Origin of the sequence: Amycolatopsis sp. w19 (assembly GCF_051373225.1) — a bacterium.
GTDB lineage: Bacteria > Actinomycetota > Actinomycetes > Mycobacteriales > Pseudonocardiaceae > Amycolatopsis > Amycolatopsis japonica.
The window spans coordinates 19,982-38,065 of sequence record NZ_JBPQFM010000035.1 but is presented as its reverse complement, the minus strand read 5'-3'; the positions used below and the strand labels follow the sequence as shown (position 1 = coordinate 38,065).

18 protein-coding genes and 2 tRNA genes are annotated in these 18,084 nt (G+C 69.1%); 13 read left to right on the top strand and 7 right to left on the bottom strand.

Translation table 11 applies throughout. The features are described 5' to 3' along the window. Positions 1–223: 223 nt before the first annotated feature. The 3 genes from ACSMFO_RS37915 to ACSMFO_RS37905 form a co-directional block, all read right to left on the bottom strand. Positions 224–862 (bottom strand): L,D-transpeptidase, encoded by a 639-nt coding sequence (locus tag ACSMFO_RS37915; RefSeq protein WP_436462269.1) that lies wholly within the window; start codon positions 860–862, stop codon positions 224–226. 94 nt (positions 863–956) lie between these two features. Continuing rightward, positions 957–1,841, bottom strand: coding sequence for a serine/threonine-protein kinase (locus tag ACSMFO_RS37910; RefSeq protein WP_038521243.1), 885 nt, complete (start codon positions 1,839–1,841; stop codon positions 957–959). Next, positions 1,841–3,481, bottom strand: a complete 1,641-nt coding sequence (locus tag ACSMFO_RS37905) for an N-6 DNA methylase (RefSeq protein ID WP_436462268.1) — start codon at positions 3,479–3,481, stop codon at positions 1,841–1,843. Before ACSMFO_RS37905 ends, ACSMFO_RS37910 begins: the two co-directional genes overlap by 1 nt. A gap of 77 nt (positions 3,482–3,558) precedes the next feature. Here ACSMFO_RS37905 and ACSMFO_RS37900 point away from each other — a divergent pair, with 77 nt between their 5' ends. From ACSMFO_RS37900 to ACSMFO_RS37875, 6 genes are all read left to right on the top strand, one after another. After that, positions 3,559–4,305 (top strand): PP2C family protein-serine/threonine phosphatase, encoded by a 747-nt coding sequence (locus ACSMFO_RS37900; protein WP_436462267.1) that lies wholly within the window; start codon positions 3,559–3,561, stop codon positions 4,303–4,305. Positions 4,306–4,377: 72 nt separating this feature from the next. Then, a tRNA-Ser gene (locus ACSMFO_RS37895) sits at positions 4,378–4,462 on the top strand. 140 nt (positions 4,463–4,602) lie between these two features. Continuing rightward, positions 4,603–4,863 (top strand): hypothetical protein, encoded by a 261-nt coding sequence (locus ACSMFO_RS37890; protein ID WP_005167132.1) that lies wholly within the window; start codon positions 4,603–4,605, stop codon positions 4,861–4,863. 1 nt (position 4,864) lies between these two features. Then, positions 4,865–5,110 carry a hypothetical protein gene (locus ACSMFO_RS37885; RefSeq protein WP_395876022.1) on the top strand — a complete coding sequence of 82 codons (246 nt, stop codon included), beginning with the start codon at positions 4,865–4,867 and terminating at the stop codon, positions 5,108–5,110. A 15-nt stretch (positions 5,111–5,125) separates the two neighbouring features. Beyond that, complete coding sequence (locus ACSMFO_RS37880) at positions 5,126–7,867, top strand: FtsK/SpoIIIE domain-containing protein (protein WP_436462266.1); 2,742 nt, start codon at positions 5,126–5,128, stop codon at positions 7,865–7,867. After that, on the top strand, positions 7,860–8,231 hold the full coding sequence (locus ACSMFO_RS37875) for a hypothetical protein (RefSeq protein ID WP_436462265.1): 372 nt from the start codon (positions 7,860–7,862) through the stop codon (positions 8,229–8,231). Before ACSMFO_RS37880 ends, ACSMFO_RS37875 begins: the two co-directional genes overlap by 8 nt. Before the next feature lie 73 nt (positions 8,232–8,304). Here ACSMFO_RS37875 and ACSMFO_RS37870 read toward each other — a convergent pair whose 3' ends face one another. After that, positions 8,305–10,695 (bottom strand): endonuclease/exonuclease/phosphatase family protein, encoded by a 2,391-nt coding sequence (locus tag ACSMFO_RS37870; RefSeq protein WP_436462282.1) that lies wholly within the window; start codon positions 10,693–10,695, stop codon positions 8,305–8,307. Positions 10,696–10,928: 233 nt separating this feature from the next. Between ACSMFO_RS37870 and ACSMFO_RS37865 the strand changes: the two genes are divergently transcribed. The 4 genes from ACSMFO_RS37865 (at position 10,929) to ACSMFO_RS37850 (ending at position 13,541) form a co-directional block, all read left to right on the top strand. Next, on the top strand, positions 10,929–12,260 hold the full coding sequence (locus ACSMFO_RS37865) for a BNR-4 repeat-containing protein (protein WP_436462264.1): 1,332 nt from the start codon (positions 10,929–10,931) through the stop codon (positions 12,258–12,260). A gap of 124 nt (positions 12,261–12,384) precedes the next feature. Next, positions 12,385–12,567 (top strand): hypothetical protein, encoded by a 183-nt coding sequence (locus ACSMFO_RS37860; RefSeq protein ID WP_037334852.1) that lies wholly within the window; start codon positions 12,385–12,387, stop codon positions 12,565–12,567. A 298-nt stretch (positions 12,568–12,865) separates the two neighbouring features. Further along, positions 12,866–13,411 (top strand): DUF305 domain-containing protein, encoded by a 546-nt coding sequence (locus tag ACSMFO_RS37855; RefSeq protein ID WP_436462263.1) that lies wholly within the window; start codon positions 12,866–12,868, stop codon positions 13,409–13,411. Between the two features lie 42 nt (positions 13,412–13,453). After that, positions 13,454–13,541: transfer RNA gene (locus ACSMFO_RS37850), tRNA-Ser, on the top strand. Positions 13,542–13,588: 47 nt separating this feature from the next. Here ACSMFO_RS37850 and ACSMFO_RS37845 read toward each other — a convergent pair. The 3 genes from ACSMFO_RS37845 to ACSMFO_RS37835 all read right to left on the bottom strand — a co-directional run bounded on the left by ACSMFO_RS37845 (position 13,589) and on the right by ACSMFO_RS37835 (position 14,839). Further along, positions 13,589–13,795, bottom strand: a complete 207-nt coding sequence (locus ACSMFO_RS37845; RefSeq protein ID WP_063271745.1) for a CsbD family protein — start codon at positions 13,793–13,795, stop codon at positions 13,589–13,591. Between the two features lie 85 nt (positions 13,796–13,880). Then, positions 13,881–14,402, bottom strand: a complete 522-nt coding sequence (locus tag ACSMFO_RS37840) for a nucleoside deaminase (protein WP_436462262.1) — start codon at positions 14,400–14,402, stop codon at positions 13,881–13,883. Further along, positions 14,357–14,839 (bottom strand): tRNA adenosine deaminase-associated protein, encoded by a 483-nt coding sequence (locus tag ACSMFO_RS37835; RefSeq protein ID WP_197684721.1) that lies wholly within the window; start codon positions 14,837–14,839, stop codon positions 14,357–14,359. Before ACSMFO_RS37835 ends, ACSMFO_RS37840 begins: the two co-directional genes overlap by 46 nt. Positions 14,840–14,915: 76 nt before the next feature. Here ACSMFO_RS37835 and ACSMFO_RS37830 point away from each other — a divergent pair, with 76 nt between their 5' ends. The 3 genes from ACSMFO_RS37830 (at position 14,916) to ACSMFO_RS37820 (ending at position 17,827) form a co-directional block, all read left to right on the top strand. Beyond that, complete coding sequence (locus ACSMFO_RS37830) at positions 14,916–16,145, top strand: M20 metallopeptidase family protein (RefSeq protein WP_436462261.1); 1,230 nt, start codon at positions 14,916–14,918, stop codon at positions 16,143–16,145. Positions 16,146–16,178: 33 nt separating this feature from the next. Next, entirely contained in the window at positions 16,179–16,649 is a 471-nt protein-coding gene (locus tag ACSMFO_RS37825) for a heme-degrading domain-containing protein (protein WP_436462260.1), read from the top strand. A 260-nt stretch (positions 16,650–16,909) separates the two neighbouring features. Next, on the top strand, positions 16,910–17,827 hold the full coding sequence (locus tag ACSMFO_RS37820) for a dihydrodipicolinate synthase family protein (RefSeq protein ID WP_038521271.1): 918 nt from the start codon (positions 16,910–16,912) through the stop codon (positions 17,825–17,827). The last annotated feature ends 257 nt before the right edge of the window (positions 17,828–18,084 follow it).

Sequence of the window (18,084 nt, the reverse complement as noted above, 5' to 3'; positions counted from 1 at the left end):
CGGCTTGATCGCGGGCCAGGTCGCCACACTCGCCCCAGATACACCAGCAGCCGCAACGGTCACAAGCGCCGCGCGTGAAGGACCCCATCCCTCGGCTCAGCCGAGGAAACTCGACCTTCACACCTTCCCCAGTACATGAAGGCCCCCTTCCTTGCGCCTAGCGCAAGGAAGGGGGCCTTCATGTACTGGGGCGTGACGTGACGCCCAGCGGTCCCGAAGCGGATCAGGCCACGACCTGCACCACATCGCCGTTCTGCAAGGTCGTGAAGTACTTCTGCGAAGCCGCCGCCGACAGGTGGATGCAGCCGTGCGAGTACACCGAGAGGCTGCCGGTGTGGAACGCGATACCCGGCAGGAAGAACACCGAGTTCGGCATCGGCGCGTCGAAGGCCTTCGAGTGGTAGTTCTTGACCTTGGCCGAGACGTGGAACACACCGGTCGGCGTGGCATGCCCCTTCTTGCCGGGCAGTTGCTTTACCGGCCCGTAGATGACCTTGCCGTCCTGCAGGAGCCACGTCTTGAGCGCGGAGAGATCCACGCAGGCGCTCACGCCCGGCGAGGCCAGTGCGGCCTTGCAAGGCACGTCGGCGGCGTTCGCGGCGGGCTTGGGCGCCGGTTTCGGCGTGGGCTTCGGCTTGGGCTTCGAAGACGTCGGCTTCGGCGTGGAACTGCTGCTCGGCGTCGGCGTCGGGGACGACGTGGCCGGGGTCGAAGACGGCGCCGACGTGGTCGTGGGCCCGCCGGCCGGGTCGCCTTGCGCGACGGCTCCGCCGCCGGGCGCGCTGCCGCCGGCGTTGCCCGAACACGCGGTCAGCACCAGCGCGGTGGCCAGTGCGGTCACCCCCACCAGGAACTTCTTCACGACCCGTACCCCCGTTTGTCCGTAGTCCGTCTGACATGGGTAAAGACGGAGCTCACCCGGTCGGGGTTGTTGATCGGCAGGTCACGATCGAGTCTCAGGGCACGCGGCCTACGACCCTCGCGTACATCCGGCCCGGGTTGGCACCCTCGTCCAGATATCCGGGCAGCGGCGGCAGGTCCCGCGCGAACACGGCCAGCCGTCCGAACAGTTCGTCCGCGTCGCGGGGCCGCCGTTCCGGGTCCTTCTCCAGCAGATCCGCGAGCAGCACGTTCAGTCCACCCGGGACACCGTCCACTTCGGCCGGGCTCTCCTTGACCTGCTTCTCGAACACCGCGTACGCCGTCGGCCCGGTGAACAGCTGCCTGCCGGTCAGCATTTCGTGCAGGACACAGCCCAGCGCGTACAGATCGCTGCGCGGCCCGGCGATCCCGCGCTGGATCTGCTCCGGCGCCATGTACGCGGGGGTGCCGAGGATCTGCCCGGCGCGGGTGAACTGGGCGACGTCGGTTTCCCGCAGCATCGCGAGCCCGAAGTCGAGCACCTTCACACTGCCGTCGGGGCACAGCATCAGGTTGGTCGGTTTGAGATCGCGGTGGCAGATGGACAGCGCGTGCGCGGCGGACAGCACGGCGCACGCCTGCGCGGCGATCGCGGCCGCCCACGGCACCGGCAGCGGCCCGTGTTCGGCGGCGAGGTCGGCGACGGTCACGCCCTCGATGAACTGCATGACCTGGTACAACCGCTCGTCATAGGTGCCGAAGTCGTACAACGTCGGCGCGCCCGCGTGTTCCAGGGTGGCGAGGATCCGCGCCTCCCGGATGAAACGCTGTTCGAGTTCGGCGTCCGGGCCGCCGGGAAGCCCGAGGAACTTCACCGCCACACGGCGGCCGAGATGCCGGTCGTGGCCCGCGTACACCGCGCCCATCCCACCCCGCCCGAGCGGCAGCTCGTCGAGTTCGTAGCGATCGGCGATAAGCACTAGTTCTCCGGGATCAACTGTCCTTCGGTAAGCCCCGCCAAGCCTAGCCTCACCAGCTCCAGACCCGATTCGGCCGCCTCGCGCAGGGCGTCCTCGAAGGCGGCGAGCCGGGTGAACGCCGCCCCGTGCGCGCGTTGCGTCTCGATCGGCAAGCGCGGGATCCGGGTGCGTTTGAGGTCGATCCTGGTCGAGGAGGTCGGCGCGATCTGCCCGGCCGCGCGCAGACAGCCGGCGAGGAACGCTGCGTCCAGCCGTTCGGGATCGGTGCGGTACTTCGACATCGTCGGCTCCGCCGTGAAGGTCTCTCCATTGTGGACATACGCGGGCACGGCGGGCGACGCGACGACGTCGCCTTCCTCCACCGATTCCGGCACGGTGAGCACCCCGGACTTCAGCAGCTCGCCGATCGTGACGTACGAGGGCTTCTCGTCGGACACGACCAGCGATGGCGGTTCCGGCCGAACACCCTCGAAACGCTTGAGGACTTCAAGGAAGGCTTCGCCCGCGTGTTCACCGCGCGCCTGATGGCGAACCGGGGAAAGGTCGATCTCCTCGTCGAGCAGATCGATGATCCGGACCGTGCCAGGTACGTCGGCACCGCGCAGATATCCCTCCACAGTGGACGGGTCAGTCGTCAGAAGAAGCCGGGACGGCGGTCGTTCCCCGGATTCCGGCCGCCGCAGCAACCAGAGATCGGCGCCGCCGACCGTGACCACGGCGCGCAAAGCACCGGCACGCAACAGGTTCCCGCGAATCCTCCGCCCCGTGCGACGGCCGGCCGCGGCGGGGGGCATGCGGATCGCGACGAGCCCGCCGGGTTTCACATGCGCGAGACAGTGCTGCACCCAGGCCAGTTCCGGCTCGCCGCGCGGCGGCTGGCCGTACACCCAGCGCGGGTCGCCGATGAGTTCGTCGTACCCCCATTCCCTTTCGTTGAACGGCGGATCGCAGACGACAGCGTCCGCGAGAACCCCTTCGTAGGAGTCCATCGACAGGGCGTCCGCGCCGTACATCTCCATGTCCGCCCCCGCGAGCAGGAGCCGGTGCGCGGCGATGCACGAAGTCGCCGGATCGTCGACCTGGCCGAGCAGCCGGGTCCCGCCGGAGGCCAGCAGCAGCGTCCCGAGCCCGCACGCGGGATCGAGCACGACACCGGGTTCGGGGCCGATGAGCCGGGACATCAACGCCGCCACCGGTTCCGGCGTGACGGACAGCTGTCGCGAGTGCGCCTCGACGTAGCGTTCGCACAGGAACTCGTAGGCCTCGCGCGCTCCTCGCTCCTCGGCGAAGCGGTCCAGCAGTCCGAGCAGTTCCGCGTCGTCGTAGCGCGGCGAGAAGCTCCACACGCCTCGACGCGAGAGATACGACCCCACCCGGCCGACGCGGTCGCCGAGCGCCAGATCGTCGCCGAGGTTTCGCAGCCGCTGCCAGACCCGGTCGCCGAGCGAGATCTCGACCGGTTTTCCCCGCTCACGCAGCCAGCTTTCGACGGCGAACAGGGAAAAGAGGGGGCTCGACGCCGTCCCGCCGACAGGCGGCGGAAAATCGCCGTAACGTCGGCGCCAGTTGCTGACGGCGGCGCGGCCGACGCCGGCGATGCGCGCGATGTCCGCCGCGGTGACGGTGGCTTGCTCCTCCATCGCCGCATCGTAACCGACAGCTGGCTATTCCAGCCCTTTGTTTGTGAACTCAGTACACAGCTGCTTTACTGGGGCTCATGAGGTACACCCTTCGGTACGCCGCCGGCTCGGACGTCGGACGGCGCCGCCAGGTCAACCAGGACTCGGTCTACGCCAGCGCCAGGATGCTGGCGGTCGCCGACGGCATCGGCGGGCAGCCGCACGGCGAAGTGGCCAGCGCCGCGGCGGTCGGCGTCCTGTCCCGGCTCGACACGGACCTCCGCGGCTTCGACCTCGCGGACGTCGACCTGGTCGAGGTACTCACCGGCGGCCTCCGCACCATCGACGACCGGCTCGCCGCGACGGCCGAGCAGGAGCCCGAGACGCGGGGCATGGGCACCACACTGACCGCCCTGCTGTTCGACGGCTCGCATTTCACGGCCGCCCACATCGGCGACTCGAAGGGTTACCTCCTCCGTGGCGGCACACTTCAGCGCTTCACCCGCGACCACACGCTCGCCCAAGCCCTCGCGGACGACGGGCGCATCGACCCGTCAGAGGTCGAGGGACATCCCCGCGGCTCGCTGTTGATGAAGGCACTCCTGAGCACCGGCAGCGGCGAAGCGGACATCTGGACCTTCGACGCCATCCCCGGCGACCGTCTCCTGCTGTGCTCGGACGGGTTAACGGCAACGGTTGTCGAAACCGTTATCAAGGACGTCCTCGGCGCCTTCCAAGATCCCGCCGAGACCGTCCCGAGGCTGATCGACCTGGCCAACGAAGGCGGCGGGCCGGACAACATCACCTGCGTCGTGGCCGACGTCCTCACCCCTGCGGCCGCCTGAGTCGCCGAAGCCGCAAACGCAGGTCAGACCCACCTTCGAGGGGGCGAAACGGCATCCGGTATCGTTCCCCACGGAGGATTGGCCGAGCGGCCTAAGGCGCACGCTTGGAAAGCGTGTTGGGTTCACGCCCTCGCAGGTTCGAATCCTGTATCCTCCGCCGTCAGCAAGGCCCCGGACGTTCCGACGTCCGGGGCCTTGTTGATTACTTAGCAGGACCTTCACTTAACAGAGTCAGTTGATCACGCTAAGTTTAATAGTGGTCGTTCCAGCCCCCGACGTCCCAAGGAGTCCGCCAAAATGGCCGGAGTCGAAGAGATCCGCGCTGGTATCGCGCTCGCGAACGAGAAGGCATCCGCGAGCATCGCCGCACTTCAGCAGGCAGCGCAGTCTCTCGAAGAAGCCCAGCTTTCGCTTTCCCAGGCCACCCAGGGCAGCACCCAGCACGAGGTGAGCCAGGCACACGGGCTTCTCGCCGAAGCCCTGCAAGGCATCACCGGCATGCAGAGCACCATCCAGGCGGGCATCTCGTCGGCCGAGTCGTACTCGACCCGTCTCTGACATGTACCTCGAGGAACTGCACCAGCTGCTGACGGCCGTCCAAACCGGCCTCGCCGACGGACGCGCCCATGCCGAGCGGGCCAGGGGCCTGCTCGAAGAGTCCAGACGCGCCATCGTGGAACCCCAGGCCCAAGCCGTGCCGTGGGTGCCGCCGCAGCTGGCGCAGGCCGACGAGGGAATGGAAAACCTCCTGACGCGCCTTTCCGCCGCTGACGACCTGGTCAGCGGTTACCAATCCCGTCTCTGAGATTGGCCAGCCGGTATGGGCAGCAAAGCGAGTGAACAGCGCAATCGGGTCGCCACGGCGCTCGAACGGGTCCGGCATCAGATCGGGCTCGTCCTCGGCGCCGCTGCCGGCGCCCGCCAAGCCGCCGAGGCGGAACTGGCCAAACTGCAGCTGGAACAGCACATCGTCCGGGTGGGGATGAACAACTCCACCTCGGAGCAGTACACCGAATGGTCGCGGCATCCCGCCGCGAACGAGGTGTTCGGCCTGCTGGGCAGCGTGCGCGGCCAGTTCTACGCCGACTGGGAAGCGGGCCCGAACGCGTTGCGCGAACTCGTCGCGAACAACGCGCCGGGGCCCGCGAGCCAGCAACCGGGCAACTGGCTCGGCCGCGTCGGCGGGAATCCCGGCATCACCGCGCCCGGGCTGTGGTGCGTCGGCTCGGCGACGGTGCCGGGCCAGGATGTCCCGCGCACCTTCGACGTCGCGATCCCCTTGCTCGACGAGTCGCATCTGTCCATCACGTCGGCACCGAAGACCAGGGCCGCGGTGGACGGCATCGTGCAGAACCTGCTGATGCGGATCCTGAGCACGTTCGAACCCGGCGCGGTGCGTATCCATCTGTGGGACGTCGGGCAGCTGACCGCGATCCTCCCCGACCTGTATCCGCTGAGCCGCACCAGTGCGCTCACCCTGTACGACCCAGGACGGCTCGAGGACCTCCTCGACGAACTGGCCGGGCACATCCGCCGCATCCACGCGACCGGGATGCAGGCGGGGCACACGTCGTTGCGGGAGATCCGGCGGGCGAGCGGCCAGCGCGTCGAACCGTTCCGCGTCGCGGTGCTCTACGGCAACGGCGAAACCCTCGAACCGGAGCGCGCCCGCGAACTGAAACGGGTCGCCACCGGGGCGCTGGCGGCCGGGATCTGCCTGATCCTGATCGACGTGCCGACCATGCTGTCGACGTCGGTCGAATCGCTGAGCCTGCACGACGAACGGCACGCGACGAGCAGCATGACCGGCCCCGACCTCGTCGTCGACCTCGATCCGCCGATGCCGTCCGGGCAGGTCATCCGCGCCGCCGGGCGGATCGCCGAGGCGCTGATCGCCAAACAGGGCGGGCCGCGCGCGTTCGCCGACCTCCTGCCCACCGAACTGGGCAAGGAGAGCTCGGCGCGGGAGCTGCGGGCGCCGGTCGGGTTCTTCGAGGGCGAGGCGGTGGAGGTCGTCATCGGCGACGCCAGCCCGCACGTGCTCATCGGCGGGCCGAGCGGTTCGGGAAAGACGAACTTCCTGTATTCGCTGCTCGGCAGCCTCGCGGCGCGGTACTCGCCGGACGAACTCGCGCTGTACCTGCTGGACTTCAAGGAAGGCGTGTCGTTCGCCGGGCTCGCGCCGGGGCGGCGGGACGCCAGCTGGCTGCCGCACGCCAAGCTCATCGGGGTCAACGTCAACACCGACCGCGAGTTCGGCCTGGCGCTGCTGCGGTACCTCGCCGACGAGCTGCGCCGCCGGTCGGCCGCCGCGAAACTGCACGAGGTCACCAATCTCGCGGATCTGCGCGAGCAGGACCCCGGCGGGCACTGGCCGCGGATCGTCGCGGTGATCGACGAATTCCAGTACCTGTTCGCCGGCCGCGACGGCGTGACGGCGACCGCGACGCAGCTGCTGGAGGACATCGCGCGGCGAGGCCGGTCGCAGGGCATCCACCTGGTGCTGGCGAGCCAGGACGTCGCCGGGATCGAGGCCTTCTGGGGCAAACCGGCGGTGTTCGAACAGTGCACGCTGCGGATCGCCATGCCGAAGGCGCGGCGGGTGTTGTCCGAGACCAACAACGCGGCCGTCTCCGCGCCGAAGTGGCACGCGGTGATCAACCACGATTCCGGGGTGGCGCACGGGAACCAGCTCGCCCACGTGCCGGACGCGAGCACCAAGGACGTCTTCAACAAGCTGCAGCACCGGCTCTGGGAGCAGTACTCGGAGTCGTTCAAGCGGCCCCGGTTGTTCGACGGCGCGCATTCCCCGGTGCTGGAACAGTTCCCGGCGTTCACCGATCTGAAGCCGACGGACAAACCGCGGGCGTTGCTCGGCCAGTCCATCGACGTCGACGAGGCCGCCTGCGGGGTCGAGCTGCCGAAGGCACCAGGGCGGAACGTCGCCGTCCTCGGCGCGGCCACGGCGGAGGCACTGTCCATCATGGACTCCGCCGCTCGTTCGCTGGCCCGCCAGTATCACCGCGAGTCGGTGGAGTTCGTGCTCTCGTGCCCCATCGAGGCGTCCGTCCCCGCCGTGGCCGAACTGGCCGAGCGCCTGCGCGCGGAGGGACACCAGGCGACCCTGGTCGACGATCTTCCCGCCCGGGTAATCGATATCGCGGAGAATCTGTCCTCTTTGGACAAAGCGCGGGTACTGCTGCTGTACGGCGTCGACGCGTCGATCCCCGCGCTGGAGGCGAAGGCGCCCGGACAGCTCAAGAGCGGTTTGGATCAGTTGCGGGTGCTGCTGAAGCAGGGCCCGACGCACGGTGTCCACACCATCGGCTGGTGGCGCAGCATCGCCCGGCTGAAGGACACGCTCGGTTTCGCGGGCACCGACGACATCGGATCCTGGGCGGCGTTGGACGTCCAGGGCAACGAACTGTCGCCGTTCGCCGCCGGGCAGGTCGTGCACTGGTCACCGCGGCCGGGCCGCGCGCTGTTCTTCGACCGCACCACGCACGGCGCCCCTGAGGTGATCATCCCGTTCCAGCGTCCGGAAGGGCTTCTCGATGGATGACGGCATCACCGCGGCCATGCGGTACAAGGAGATCGTCGGCCTCGCGCGCGCTTCGGCGGAGAACCTCCGGAACTGGGAGATCGGCCGCGCGGACGAACTGGAGGCCCGGCTCGCCGAGGTGCACCAGGCCGTCGCGGACGCCGCCGAACGCGAGCAGCGTGCCGTCGACCGGTGCACGCGCTGGTGGAAGATGGCGCAGCACAACGTCGAAGGTCTCTCGTGGCTGCCGGAGGACGAGGAACCGCGTCCGGTGCCGACCGCGCGGGCCGGGTACCTGGAGAAGTACCTGGAAGAGGTCAAGCCGAGCTACCAGGAACTCGTCCAGGCCGTCCTTTCCCTCGGGTGGCGCGCCAAACGTTCCTGACCGCACCCGCGTTTCGTCCTCTGGATGCGGTACTTGCGCGTGCAAGTACCGCATCCAGAGGACTAATTGCGGGTCAGGGGCGCCCGAAGATCTTCTCCAGGTAGTCCGCCAGGTCCCAGAACGCGTCCTGGACCGGGTTGCCCGCGCTCGGCCGGAAACGCAGCACCTGCGGGTCGTGGTCGCTCGCCTGCTTCGCGAACTCGGCGTTCAGGTGCACGACGTCGTAGTCGAGACCGCGTGGTGCGTTCGACGCCAAGATGTGGTCGAGCACCTGCGACTGGCCCTCGAAAACGTAGCTGTACCGCTCGTTTTCGGGCAGCGACGCGATGAGGTCCTTCAGCGCCCCACCGGCGGTCAGCGTCTTCACGGCGGGAGAGAACGGGTAGTCGTTCAGGTCACCGGCGACGACGATGTTCGCGTTCTTGTCCGAAGCGAGCAGCTTGTCGACGAAGCCGCGGAGCAGGGTCGCCTGCTTGGCCCGCTGCACCTCGGAACTCCGGACCGGCGGCTGGTTGCGGCCGTGCGTCGGCTGGTCGCCGCCCTTGGAGTTGAAGTGGTTCGCGATGACGAACACGGTGCGCCCGTGGAAGACGAACTCGCCGACCAGCGGTTTCCGGCTGGCTTCCCACGCCTCGTTCCCGGGCTCGACGCGGCCGGGCGAGACGGTCAGGTGGGTCTTGCCGCGCTCCTTGACCACGCCGACCGGGGTGGTCGCGTCGCCGCCCGCTCGGTCCACAAAGGACACCCGAGTGGGGTTGAACAGGAAGCCGACACGGATGTTCCCGCCGGGCTGGCCGCCGTCCTTGCCGTTCTCCGGGTCGATCTGACGCCATTCGTAGCGCGGGCCACCGGCGGCGACGATCGCGTCGGTGAACTTCTTCAGCGTCTGGTCCGCGGCGACGGTGCCGTCGTTCGTCGGCCCGTTGTTGTCCTGGATCTCTTCCAGGTTCAGGATGTCCGGCTTCGCGAGGTTGGTGGCGATGGCCTTCGCCAGCTCACCGAACTTCTCGTCACTGTCCAAAGCGGACAGATTCTCGACGTTGTAGGTCGCCACGGAGAGCTCACCACTGCGCTGCGCACGGGTGCTCTCGCGCTGCAAGCCGTTGTCCTTGGCGGCGCCGAGCTTCGTCGCGAACAGTGTGTAGCCGCCGAAGTTGCTGTACTCGACCGGGCCGGACGTCTCGCCGGTGAGCACGTCACCGGTGTTGACCTTCGGGAACGGCTGCTGGGCGAACGGGATCAGCGAAGCGACCTTGAGTACGCCGGTGTTGAGCCGGTCGTAGTCCAGGTACACCGCGCCACCGCGGACGCTCGGGTTCTGCTTCGGCTTGGTGGTCACGTAAAGCTCGTTGAACGACGACGTCGGGCCGACGACGCGTGCGTCCGAGACGCTGACGATCTCGCTCTCGTGCGTCTCCCAGAAGTCCAGCGAGTACTTCGCGGGCTCCAGCGGCAACGGCTCGATGCTGCCGCCCGGCGCGGGCGCGACGGTGTCCGGGACCGTGTCCGGAGTGACGACGGTGGGCGCGGGCAGGGCGTTCCCGCTGGAGCCGACCGTCCACTGTGCACTCGTCAGCTCGGTGAGCGACTGGTACGGCGAGCTCGCGGGCGCGTCCGGGTAGAACTCGCGGACGGTGCCGGTGGCGGTCACCGCGTCACCGACGGCCACGGCGGGCGTGGTCGAGCCGGTGAAGACGAACAGCCCCTCGCTGGTGCGCGGGTCGGCGTCGGGCGCGAGGTCGGTGATCCAGAACCCGCGCGCCGAGCCGAAGCTCCGGATCGCGGTGACGACGCCGGTGACCCCGGCGACCTTCCGGTCCTTGAGCGGCGAGATCCGCGTGGTGCCCTGGATGTCGTGGATCTTGGCGTCGACCGGCGGCGGGCCGGTCTCGCCCGGCGTCTCACCCTTGCCGTTGGTCGGCGTGGGCGCGCCGGAGGTGAAGTCGGCGGCGTTGTCGTCGGTGTCCGCGAGCGTCGTACCCCTGGCGACGGACGCGGTGTTGGACGGCGCGGGCGCCGCGGCACCCTCACGGATGACGGCGGTGGAGCCGAAGCCCACCAGATCCTTGATGCGGCTGTCGGCGGCGCAGTCGGCGGCGGTCTTGCAGGTCAGGGCCGTGGTGCCCTGGACGAGCGCGATGGTGCCGGCGGTCGCGGACAGGGCCAGCGAACCGGTGGCGTCCGGCGTCGGCAGCGCGACCGTGCCGCCCGAGCCCTTCGCCTGCGCGATGAGGTACCGCGCGCCCGGCGCGACGCTGCCGGTCAGCGGCGTGACCTGCCAGCTGTTCCCCGACGCGGGCGCGTACTGGACGCTGAAGCCGTCGAGGCTCACGGCGGCCGCGCCGCGGTTCGCGAGTTCGACGAAGTCGTTGGTCAGCGTGGCGCCCGAGTTGCCGCCACCGCCGTAGACCTCGGCGATCACGGCGTCGGCGCTGGGCGCGGCGAGCGCGGCCGGAGCGGTCATGCCGCTCACGACCAGGCCCGAGGCGACGGCCACGGTCAGGGCCCGTCTCCGGGCAGCACGTCGGGATGTGGTCACGCTGAGTCCCCTTTTCGCAAGATCGGTCGAGGCATACTCCCCCGAACAAGTGAAATGAGGAAGACGTCAAGACAACGATTCGTCACCACTAGCCCGTTCGGATCCTCGCGTGAGAAGATCGAACTCCGCCGCCTGCCACACACCAGGAGGCGTTTTTCATGCGCGGACTGCTTTGCGCGCTCGTCGCGGCCGGTCTCGTGATCCCGGTTCCCGCGGCGACCGCCGCACCACCACCCGGCAAGGTCGCGTTCGACGTGATGACCCCGGCGAGCACCGTCGCGTCCCGCACCGACCGGCGGCCGAACGCGGGCGGGGTCTTCGACCCGGTCGCGCGCAAGACCTTCATCTCGTGGTCCGGCAAGGCCGCGGACACCTACGTCCAGGCCTACGACCACCGGACCGGCGTCTGGACGGCGCCGAAGAAGATCGCCGACGGCGAGTCCGATCCGCACAACTACCCGACGATGCTGCTGGCGGGCGACGGGCATCTGCTGATCTTCCGCGGCATGCACAACACGCGGACCGTGATCAGCCGCGCGCCGCGCGCCCATTCCCTCGACGGCACCTGGACCGACACCGAGGTGCCCGAGGGCGATTCGGCGAGCTACCCGATGCCGGTGAAGACCGTCGACGGCACGCTTTTCCTGTTCTACCGCGAGACCACCAACGAACTGGACCCGGCGGCGAACTCCGACTTCCGCCCGATGAAGTACCTCGTCTCCCGCGATCACGGGAAGACGTGGAAGAACTCCGTGCAGCTGACGGGAAAGCCGTGGGCGTTCGGCTCGCTGGGCCGGGCCGACCACATGGACGAGATCTACGTCGGGCAGCTGCGGTACGTGCCGTCGTCCGGGCGGATCCACTTCGCCTACACGCTCGCGGGCGGCGGGCCGTCGCAGCACAAACACGACGTCTACCACCGGAACGTCTACCACCTGTCGTTCGACGTGCGGAGCCTGCACTTCTTCTCCGCGGCCGGCCGCGACCTCGGCACGCAGGTCGACGACGCCGAGCAGGAGCGGTATCTCAAGGTCGTCGAAACGCCGCTCGAACTCCCCGGCGGGCTCAAGTCGCCGGACTACATCCTGCAGGTCGGCACCCAGCGCGACGGCAAACCGTTCGTCACCTGGTTCCAGTTCGACGCCGCGGGCTCGCCGCGCGATTTCGCGGGCGCGTGGAACGGCCGCAACTGGGAAGTGCGCGAAGTCGCGAACGGACTCCGATTGCGTGAGATCGAGCAGCTCAATGGCGGCACTTGGCGCGTTTACGGAACACGCGACGGACAACCGGGCATCGAAACGTTCTTGCTCGGGAACGGTCGCGGCTGGACGCCGGAAACCTTGATCACCACGCCGAAACCGGTCCAGCGCGTCGAAGTGATCACCGGTTTCCGGGACCCCGCCCGCATTCTGGCGACCGGCGCGTCCAGTGCCCGTGACGTCTCCGTGGCCGACGGTGACATTTATGTCGCGGGAGCCCCGCGGAAATAGCCCATTGGTGTTCCGCTGCCTTAAATGAACCTCAAGTCCGGGTCCAACCCGGCATTTCCGGAGCTACCTTGGCGACGTGAGCGAGGACACAAATCCTCCCTCACGTCGCCGGAGGAGGTGTCCGATGAACTGGCTCATCGTCGGTACGGCACTGGTTCTGCTGCTGACCACCGCCTTGGCCGTCGACCTGCGCGACCGGAAACGCGGCGGACGCCCGGTGGCCCCGTTCGGCGGGGCACGGCTCGACGCCGTCCTGCGCGAGGCCGACCTGGGCGAACGACTTCTGGACGCTCACCGGGGAGGGTGAGCCGGGGGAACTGGGGGCGCACCGCCGGTGCACGGGACCCGTCGGGGGAGGACGGAGCCCGTACACCGGCGGTGCGTCATTTCCGCCTCGCGGCACACGCGTGACTGAAGACGTGACTCGCGTGATCAGAGCCGGATCTCGCGTGCTTGGGCGCCGCACACACGAGATACGCCTCCAAGCAGTCGAGCTCTCCGGATCCGTCATGTCCATCGAGGCTGATCCGGTTTTTGAACCGCCGGAAGGTCACAGCCGTATCACAGGGCGGAGGGGCCGGTTTTCCCTGACTACGGAGGTATCGATGCGACGGCGACTGCCGATGGCCCTGTTCGCGCTGGTCGTCTGGGTGCTCGCGGGCTGCTCGACGGCCACGGGCGCCGCCCCGGCGACACCGGGCGCCAACCAGGCCGACATCACCTTCTCGCAGCAGATGGTGCCGCACCACCAGCAGTCGATCCAGGTCGCGAACCTGGCCGCGGAACGCTCGGCGTCCGAGTACGTGAAGGCCACCGCGGCCAAGATCGTCAAGGCGGAGTCGGCCGAAGTCCAGACGATGACCGCGTGGCTCCAGTCGTGGAACGCGGCCGTGCTCCCCGCGGCGGGCCACGCCGGGCACGCGATGCCGGGGATGATCACCGAAGGGCAGGTCGCGTCGCTGCAGAACCTGACCGGCGCCGAATTCGACAAGATGTGGCTCCCGCTGATGGCCGAGCATCTGCGCAACGGCGTCGCGATGGCCAAGACCGTGCTCTCCTCCGGCGAGCACGCCGAGACGAAAGCGCTGGCACAGGAGATCGTCGAGAACCAGACGGCGGCGATCGACGAGATCACCTCGCAGCTTTCTTGACCCCCTGAAGACACCGGAAGGCCCTCCGGTATTGTTCTCGGCGGTGGCGTGTCCGAGCGGCCGAAGGAGCACGACTCGAAATCGTGTGACGGTTAATACCCGTCCGTGGGTTCAAATCCCACCGCCACCGCAGCGAAGAGCCGGTCTCCACGGAGACCGGCTCTTCTGTGTTCGCGGCTACTTGTTGAACTTGTCCTTGAGGTCCTGCACGCCGCCTTCCGCGCGGTCGCGGAGGTCGTGCCCGGCCTCCTTGACCTCGCCCTCGGTCTGGTCGGCCCGGCCGGAGTTCGCGAGGTCCTGGTTGTCGGTCTTCTCGCCGAGCTTCTCCTTGGCGGCGCCGATGGCCTGCTCGGCCTTGTCCTTCGCCTTGTCGAAAACGCTCATGGCGGATGTTCCTCCTTCGACTGCGGCCACCGTCTGCGGCCACCTCTCCGGAGGGTTACCCGTGTCCCGGGGTCCGACACATCCTTCACCCGGTGCGGTTACCCCGCTGCCCGTGGAAGAAGTCTTCGAGCAGGGCCGCGCATTCGGCCTCCAGGACCCCGCCGACGACCTCCGCGCGGTGGCTGAGCCGCCGGTCGCGGACGACGTCCCACAGTGACCCCACGGCCCCGGTCTTGGGCTCCCAGGCGCCGAAGACGACCTTCGCGACCCTCGCCATCACGAGGGCGCCGGCGCACATCGTGCACGGCTCCAGCGTCACCGCGAGCGTGCAGCCTTCGAGCCGCCAGCCGTCGCCGTAGATCTTCGACGCGGCCCGCAGCGCGAGGATCTCCGCGTGCGCCGTCGGGTCGCCGAGTTCTTCGCGGGCGTTGCGCGCGGAAGCGAGCGGGGTCCCGTCCGGAGACAGGACGACGGCGCCGATCGGCACGTCTTCGCCCGCACCTCGCGCCGCGACGATCGCCGCCCGGACGGCGGCGATGTCGGCGGTGGAGGCGGCGGGGCTCAGATCTCGTCCAGGATCTTGGTGAACTCGGCGGCGAAGCCGCATCTCTGCGCGACCATCTGGAGTTGTTCGTCCGGATAGAGGTCGACCTCGCCGACGATCACCTGCAGCTCCGCCCCGGGCAGTCCGAGGTCGGACAGGATCTCCAGGTCGCCTTCCGGCCAGACCGCGTCGTCGTCCTCGTCCGGCGGGTCGACTCTCAGCACGTCGAGGACGTCGGCGGCGATGTCGTAGTCGAGCGCCGCGGCGGCGTCGGACAACAGCAGCGACGGGCCTCTGGGGCTCGGCCGGACGATCACGAAGAACTCGTCGTCCACCGCCAGCAGCCCGAACGCGGCCCCTGTCGAACGCAGTTTGCCGAGCTCGGTGATCGCAGCGTCGAGCTCGCCGAGCGCCCCCGGATCAAGGGAACTGCACCGCCACCGACCGTCCTCCCGCACCACGGCCACCGCGAACCCCGTGATCGGCTCTTGCACCGCCATGCGCACACCGTATTCCGCCCGCATTCGGAACGCACGCACGGTGCACCCGAAGCGCCGCATGCGCCACTATCGAGACATGACCGGACCCACCGACCTGCCCACCCTCCCCGACGCGCGCTTCGCCGGTTTGCTGGACGAAGCCCGCGCTCTCCAGACGAAAACCGTAGAGCTCCGCCGGGAGATCCACCGGAATCCGGAGATCGGCCTCGACCTGCCGAAGACCCAGGCCTCGATCAAAGCCGCCCTCGATGGCCTGCCGCTGGAGATCACCGAGGGCAAATCGACCACCTCGCTGACCGCCGTCCTCCGCGGCGGGAAGCCGGGCCCGGCGATCCTGCTCCGCGGCGACATGGACGCGTTGCCGCTGCACGAGGACACCGGGCTCGACTTCTCTTCCGAAGACGACGGCGCGATGCACGCCTGCGGGCACGACACCCACGTCGCGATGCTGGCGTCGGCCGCGCGGCTGCTCTGCGAGCACGTCGACGAGCTGGCCGGGTCGGTGGTGTTCATGTTCCAGCCCGGCGAGGAGGGCGAGCACGGCGCGCGCCACATGATCCACGAGGGCGTGCTCGACGCCGCGGGCGAACGTGCCGAGAAGGCGTTCGGCCTGCACATCTTCACCTCGGCCGCGTCCGGCGTCGTGCAGACGCGACCGGGCCCGATCATGGCGTCGGCCAACAGCTTCCACGTCACCGTCACCGGCAGGGGCGGGCACGGCTCGGCGCCCCACCAGGCGATCGACCCGGTGCCGGCGGCGGCCGCGATGGTGAGCGCGCTGCAGACGATGGTGACCCGCAAGGTCAGCGTGTTCGAGCCCGCGGTGGTGTCGGTGACCCGCATCGAGACGGGCACGACGACGAACATCATCCCGGAGACGGCGTTCCTCGAGGGCACGATCCGCACGCTGTCCGAGCGGACGCAGGCGTTCGTGCGCGAGGAACTGCCGCGGGTGTGCGAGGCGGTCGGCGCGGCGCACGGCGTCAAGGTGAGCGCCGAGGTCCTCCCCGGCTACCCGGTCACGGTGAACGATCCCCAGGTCGCGGCCCGGGTGCTGGAACTGGCGGGCGAGGTCCTCGGCGCCGGGAACTCCGAGCTCATGGAGAACCCGGTGATGGGCGCGGAGGACTTCTCGTACGTCCTGCAGCGGGTGCCGGGCGCGTTCGCGTTCCTGGGGGCCTGCCCGCCCGGCGCCGATCTGGCCACGGTGGAGGCGAACCACTCGAACCGGGTGGTCTTCGACGAGGACGCGATGGCCAACGGCGTGGCGATGTACGCCGCGTTCGCCCTGGACGCCCTTCGCTAGTCATTACACAACAGCGTTGATTTAATGGGTGCCATGAGCGATGACACCCTGGCCGTCCTGGCCGCACAGGAGGAGCGTCTGGTCTTCAGCCGGTTCGACAACGAGACCGCGCTGAAGCTGGGCGCCCACCTGCTCGCGGCCGCACGGGACCGCGCCCTCCCGGTGACGGTCTCCGTGCGCCGCGGCGGGCAGCGGCTGTTCCACGCGGCGTTGCCGGGCACCTCGGCCGACAACGACGCGTGGATCGACCGCAAGAGCCGCGTCGTCGACCGTTACGGGCACAGCTCGTTCTTCGTCGGCGAACAGTTCCGCGCGAAGGGCACGACGTTCGAGGCCGACTCCCGCCTCGACCCGGATCTGTACGCCGCGCACGGTGGCGTGTTCCCGGTGATCGTCGAGGGAGTCGGCCCGGTCGGGACCGTCGGCGTCTCGGGGCTGCCGCAGGCCGACGATCACGCGTTCGTCGTCGAGCAGCTGGAGATCTTCCTCGCCACATTGTCCTAAGTGGACTGTCCGGCTCCGTATGGTGGGTCGTGAGTGATGGCGCGACTCGCGTGATCAGGGACGTGACTCGCGTGACCGGAAGCCGCACTCGGGGTGTTCCGCCGCTGATCACGCGACATCCGGCTCCAAACACGCGAGTTCCGGCTTCGATCACGTGGATCCGGCGCCACTCACGACCCACTTGAGTCAAGCGTCCCAAGATTCAGGACAAGCGTCCCGTCGTGCTACCGTGGGACGTCACATCATATATCAGATCGGACATGCCAGTGACCTCACGGTTCGACGAGCGGAAACGGCGGCTATCCGGGGTCGTGGCCATCCCGGTGACCCCGTTCGACGCCGGCGGCGCCGTGGATTCCGAGGCCTACGGGCACCTCGTCGACCGCGTGATCAGCGCCGGCGTCGACGTCGTGACGCCGAACGGGAACACCGGCGAGTTCTACGCGCTGGACGAGACCGAGGCGCGGCACTGCCTCGAAGTGACGGTCAAGGCCGCGGCGGGGCGGGCGAGTGTGGTCGCCGGGGTCGGGCACGACGTCCGGACGGCGATCGGCGCGGCCCGGCACGCCGGGGACGCGGGCGCCGGCCTGGTCATGATCCATCAGCCGGTGCATCCGTACGTCTCGGCGGAGGGCTGGGTCGAGTACCACCGCGCCATCGCGGCGGCGGTCCCGGAGCTGGGCGTCGTGCTGTACGTGCGCGACGCGCGCATCGAAGGCGAGCAGCTGGCCAGGCTCGCCGATGCCGCGGAGAACGTCATCGGCGTGAAGTACGCGGTGCCGGATCCGGTGCGCTTCGCCTCGGTCGCGCGGGGCGCGGGGATCGACCGTTTCGCGTGGATCGCCGGGCTGGCGGAGCTGTCGGCGCCGGGCTACTTCGCCGTCGGCGCGACCGGGTTCACCTCCGGGCTGGTGAACGTCGCGCCGTCGCTTTCGCTGGAGATGTTCCATGCGCTGCGAAACGGCGACTTCGCCGGGGCGATGGTGGTTTGGGAGCGGATCCGGCCTTTCGAGGAGCTGCGCGCCGCGGACGGCAACGCCAACAACGTGAGCGTGGTCAAGGAAGCGTTGGCACAGCTGGGTTTGTGCCGTCCCGACGTCCGGCCGCCGAGCCGCGCGCTGACCAGCGCGGAGCGAGAGCGGGTCTCCTCGGCGCTGGACGGCTGGGGCGTTTTCTGACCGTGTCCGCGCCCACTGGGGCGGGCGCGGACACGGTGACAGGTCAGAGGTCGTGGCCATCGACGATCGCGGCGTGGCCCTGATGGGCGCCTCGGGGCGCGCCGTGCGGCGCGGCGGGCGGCTGCTCACCGGCGAAGCCGGTGGGACCATGAGCGCGAAGAACGATGTCTGGCCGGTGCTCCTGTCTCCGATCGATTCTCGCGACCGGACGGAACCGGGGGAAATTTCCCTCGATGTCTTCGACTGTACGCCAGATC

Coding starts and splice junctions, on each gene's coding strand:
- ACSMFO_RS37860 (WP_037334852.1), top strand. CDS start 12,385: ATGAACTGGCTCATCGTCGGTACGGCACTGGTTCTGCTGCTGACCACC.
- ACSMFO_RS37865 (WP_436462264.1), top strand. CDS start 10,929: ATGCGCGGACTGCTTTGCGCGCTCGTCGCGGCCGGTCTCGTGATCCCG.
- ACSMFO_RS37845 (WP_063271745.1), bottom strand. CDS start 13,795: ATGAGCGTTTTCGACAAGGCGAAGGACAAGGCCGAGCAGGCCATCGGC.
- ACSMFO_RS37855 (WP_436462263.1), top strand. CDS start 12,866: ATGCGACGGCGACTGCCGATGGCCCTGTTCGCGCTGGTCGTCTGGGTG.
- ACSMFO_RS37835 (WP_197684721.1), bottom strand. CDS start 14,839: ATGGCGGTGCAAGAGCCGATCACGGGGTTCGCGGTGGCCGTGGTGCGG.
- ACSMFO_RS37890 (WP_005167132.1), top strand. CDS start 4,603: ATGGCCGGAGTCGAAGAGATCCGCGCTGGTATCGCGCTCGCGAACGAG.
- ACSMFO_RS37885 (WP_395876022.1), top strand. CDS start 4,865: ATGTACCTCGAGGAACTGCACCAGCTGCTGACGGCCGTCCAAACCGGC.
- ACSMFO_RS37870 (WP_436462282.1), bottom strand. CDS start 10,695: ATGACCGCTCCGGCCGCGCTCGCCGCGCCCAGCGCCGACGCCGTGATC.
- ACSMFO_RS37830 (WP_436462261.1), top strand. CDS start 14,916: ATGACCGGACCCACCGACCTGCCCACCCTCCCCGACGCGCGCTTCGCC.
- ACSMFO_RS37820 (WP_038521271.1), top strand. CDS start 16,910: ATGCCAGTGACCTCACGGTTCGACGAGCGGAAACGGCGGCTATCCGGG.
- ACSMFO_RS37900 (WP_436462267.1), top strand. CDS start 3,559: ATGAGGTACACCCTTCGGTACGCCGCCGGCTCGGACGTCGGACGGCGC.
- ACSMFO_RS37880 (WP_436462266.1), top strand. CDS start 5,126: ATGGGCAGCAAAGCGAGTGAACAGCGCAATCGGGTCGCCACGGCGCTC.
- ACSMFO_RS37825 (WP_436462260.1), top strand. CDS start 16,179: ATGAGCGATGACACCCTGGCCGTCCTGGCCGCACAGGAGGAGCGTCTG.
- ACSMFO_RS37840 (WP_436462262.1), bottom strand. CDS start 14,402: ATGCGGCTTCGCCGCCGAGTTCACCAAGATCCTGGACGAGATCTGAGC.
- ACSMFO_RS37875 (WP_436462265.1), top strand. CDS start 7,860: ATGGATGACGGCATCACCGCGGCCATGCGGTACAAGGAGATCGTCGGC.
- ACSMFO_RS37905 (WP_436462268.1), bottom strand. CDS start 3,481: ATGGAGGAGCAAGCCACCGTCACCGCGGCGGACATCGCGCGCATCGCC.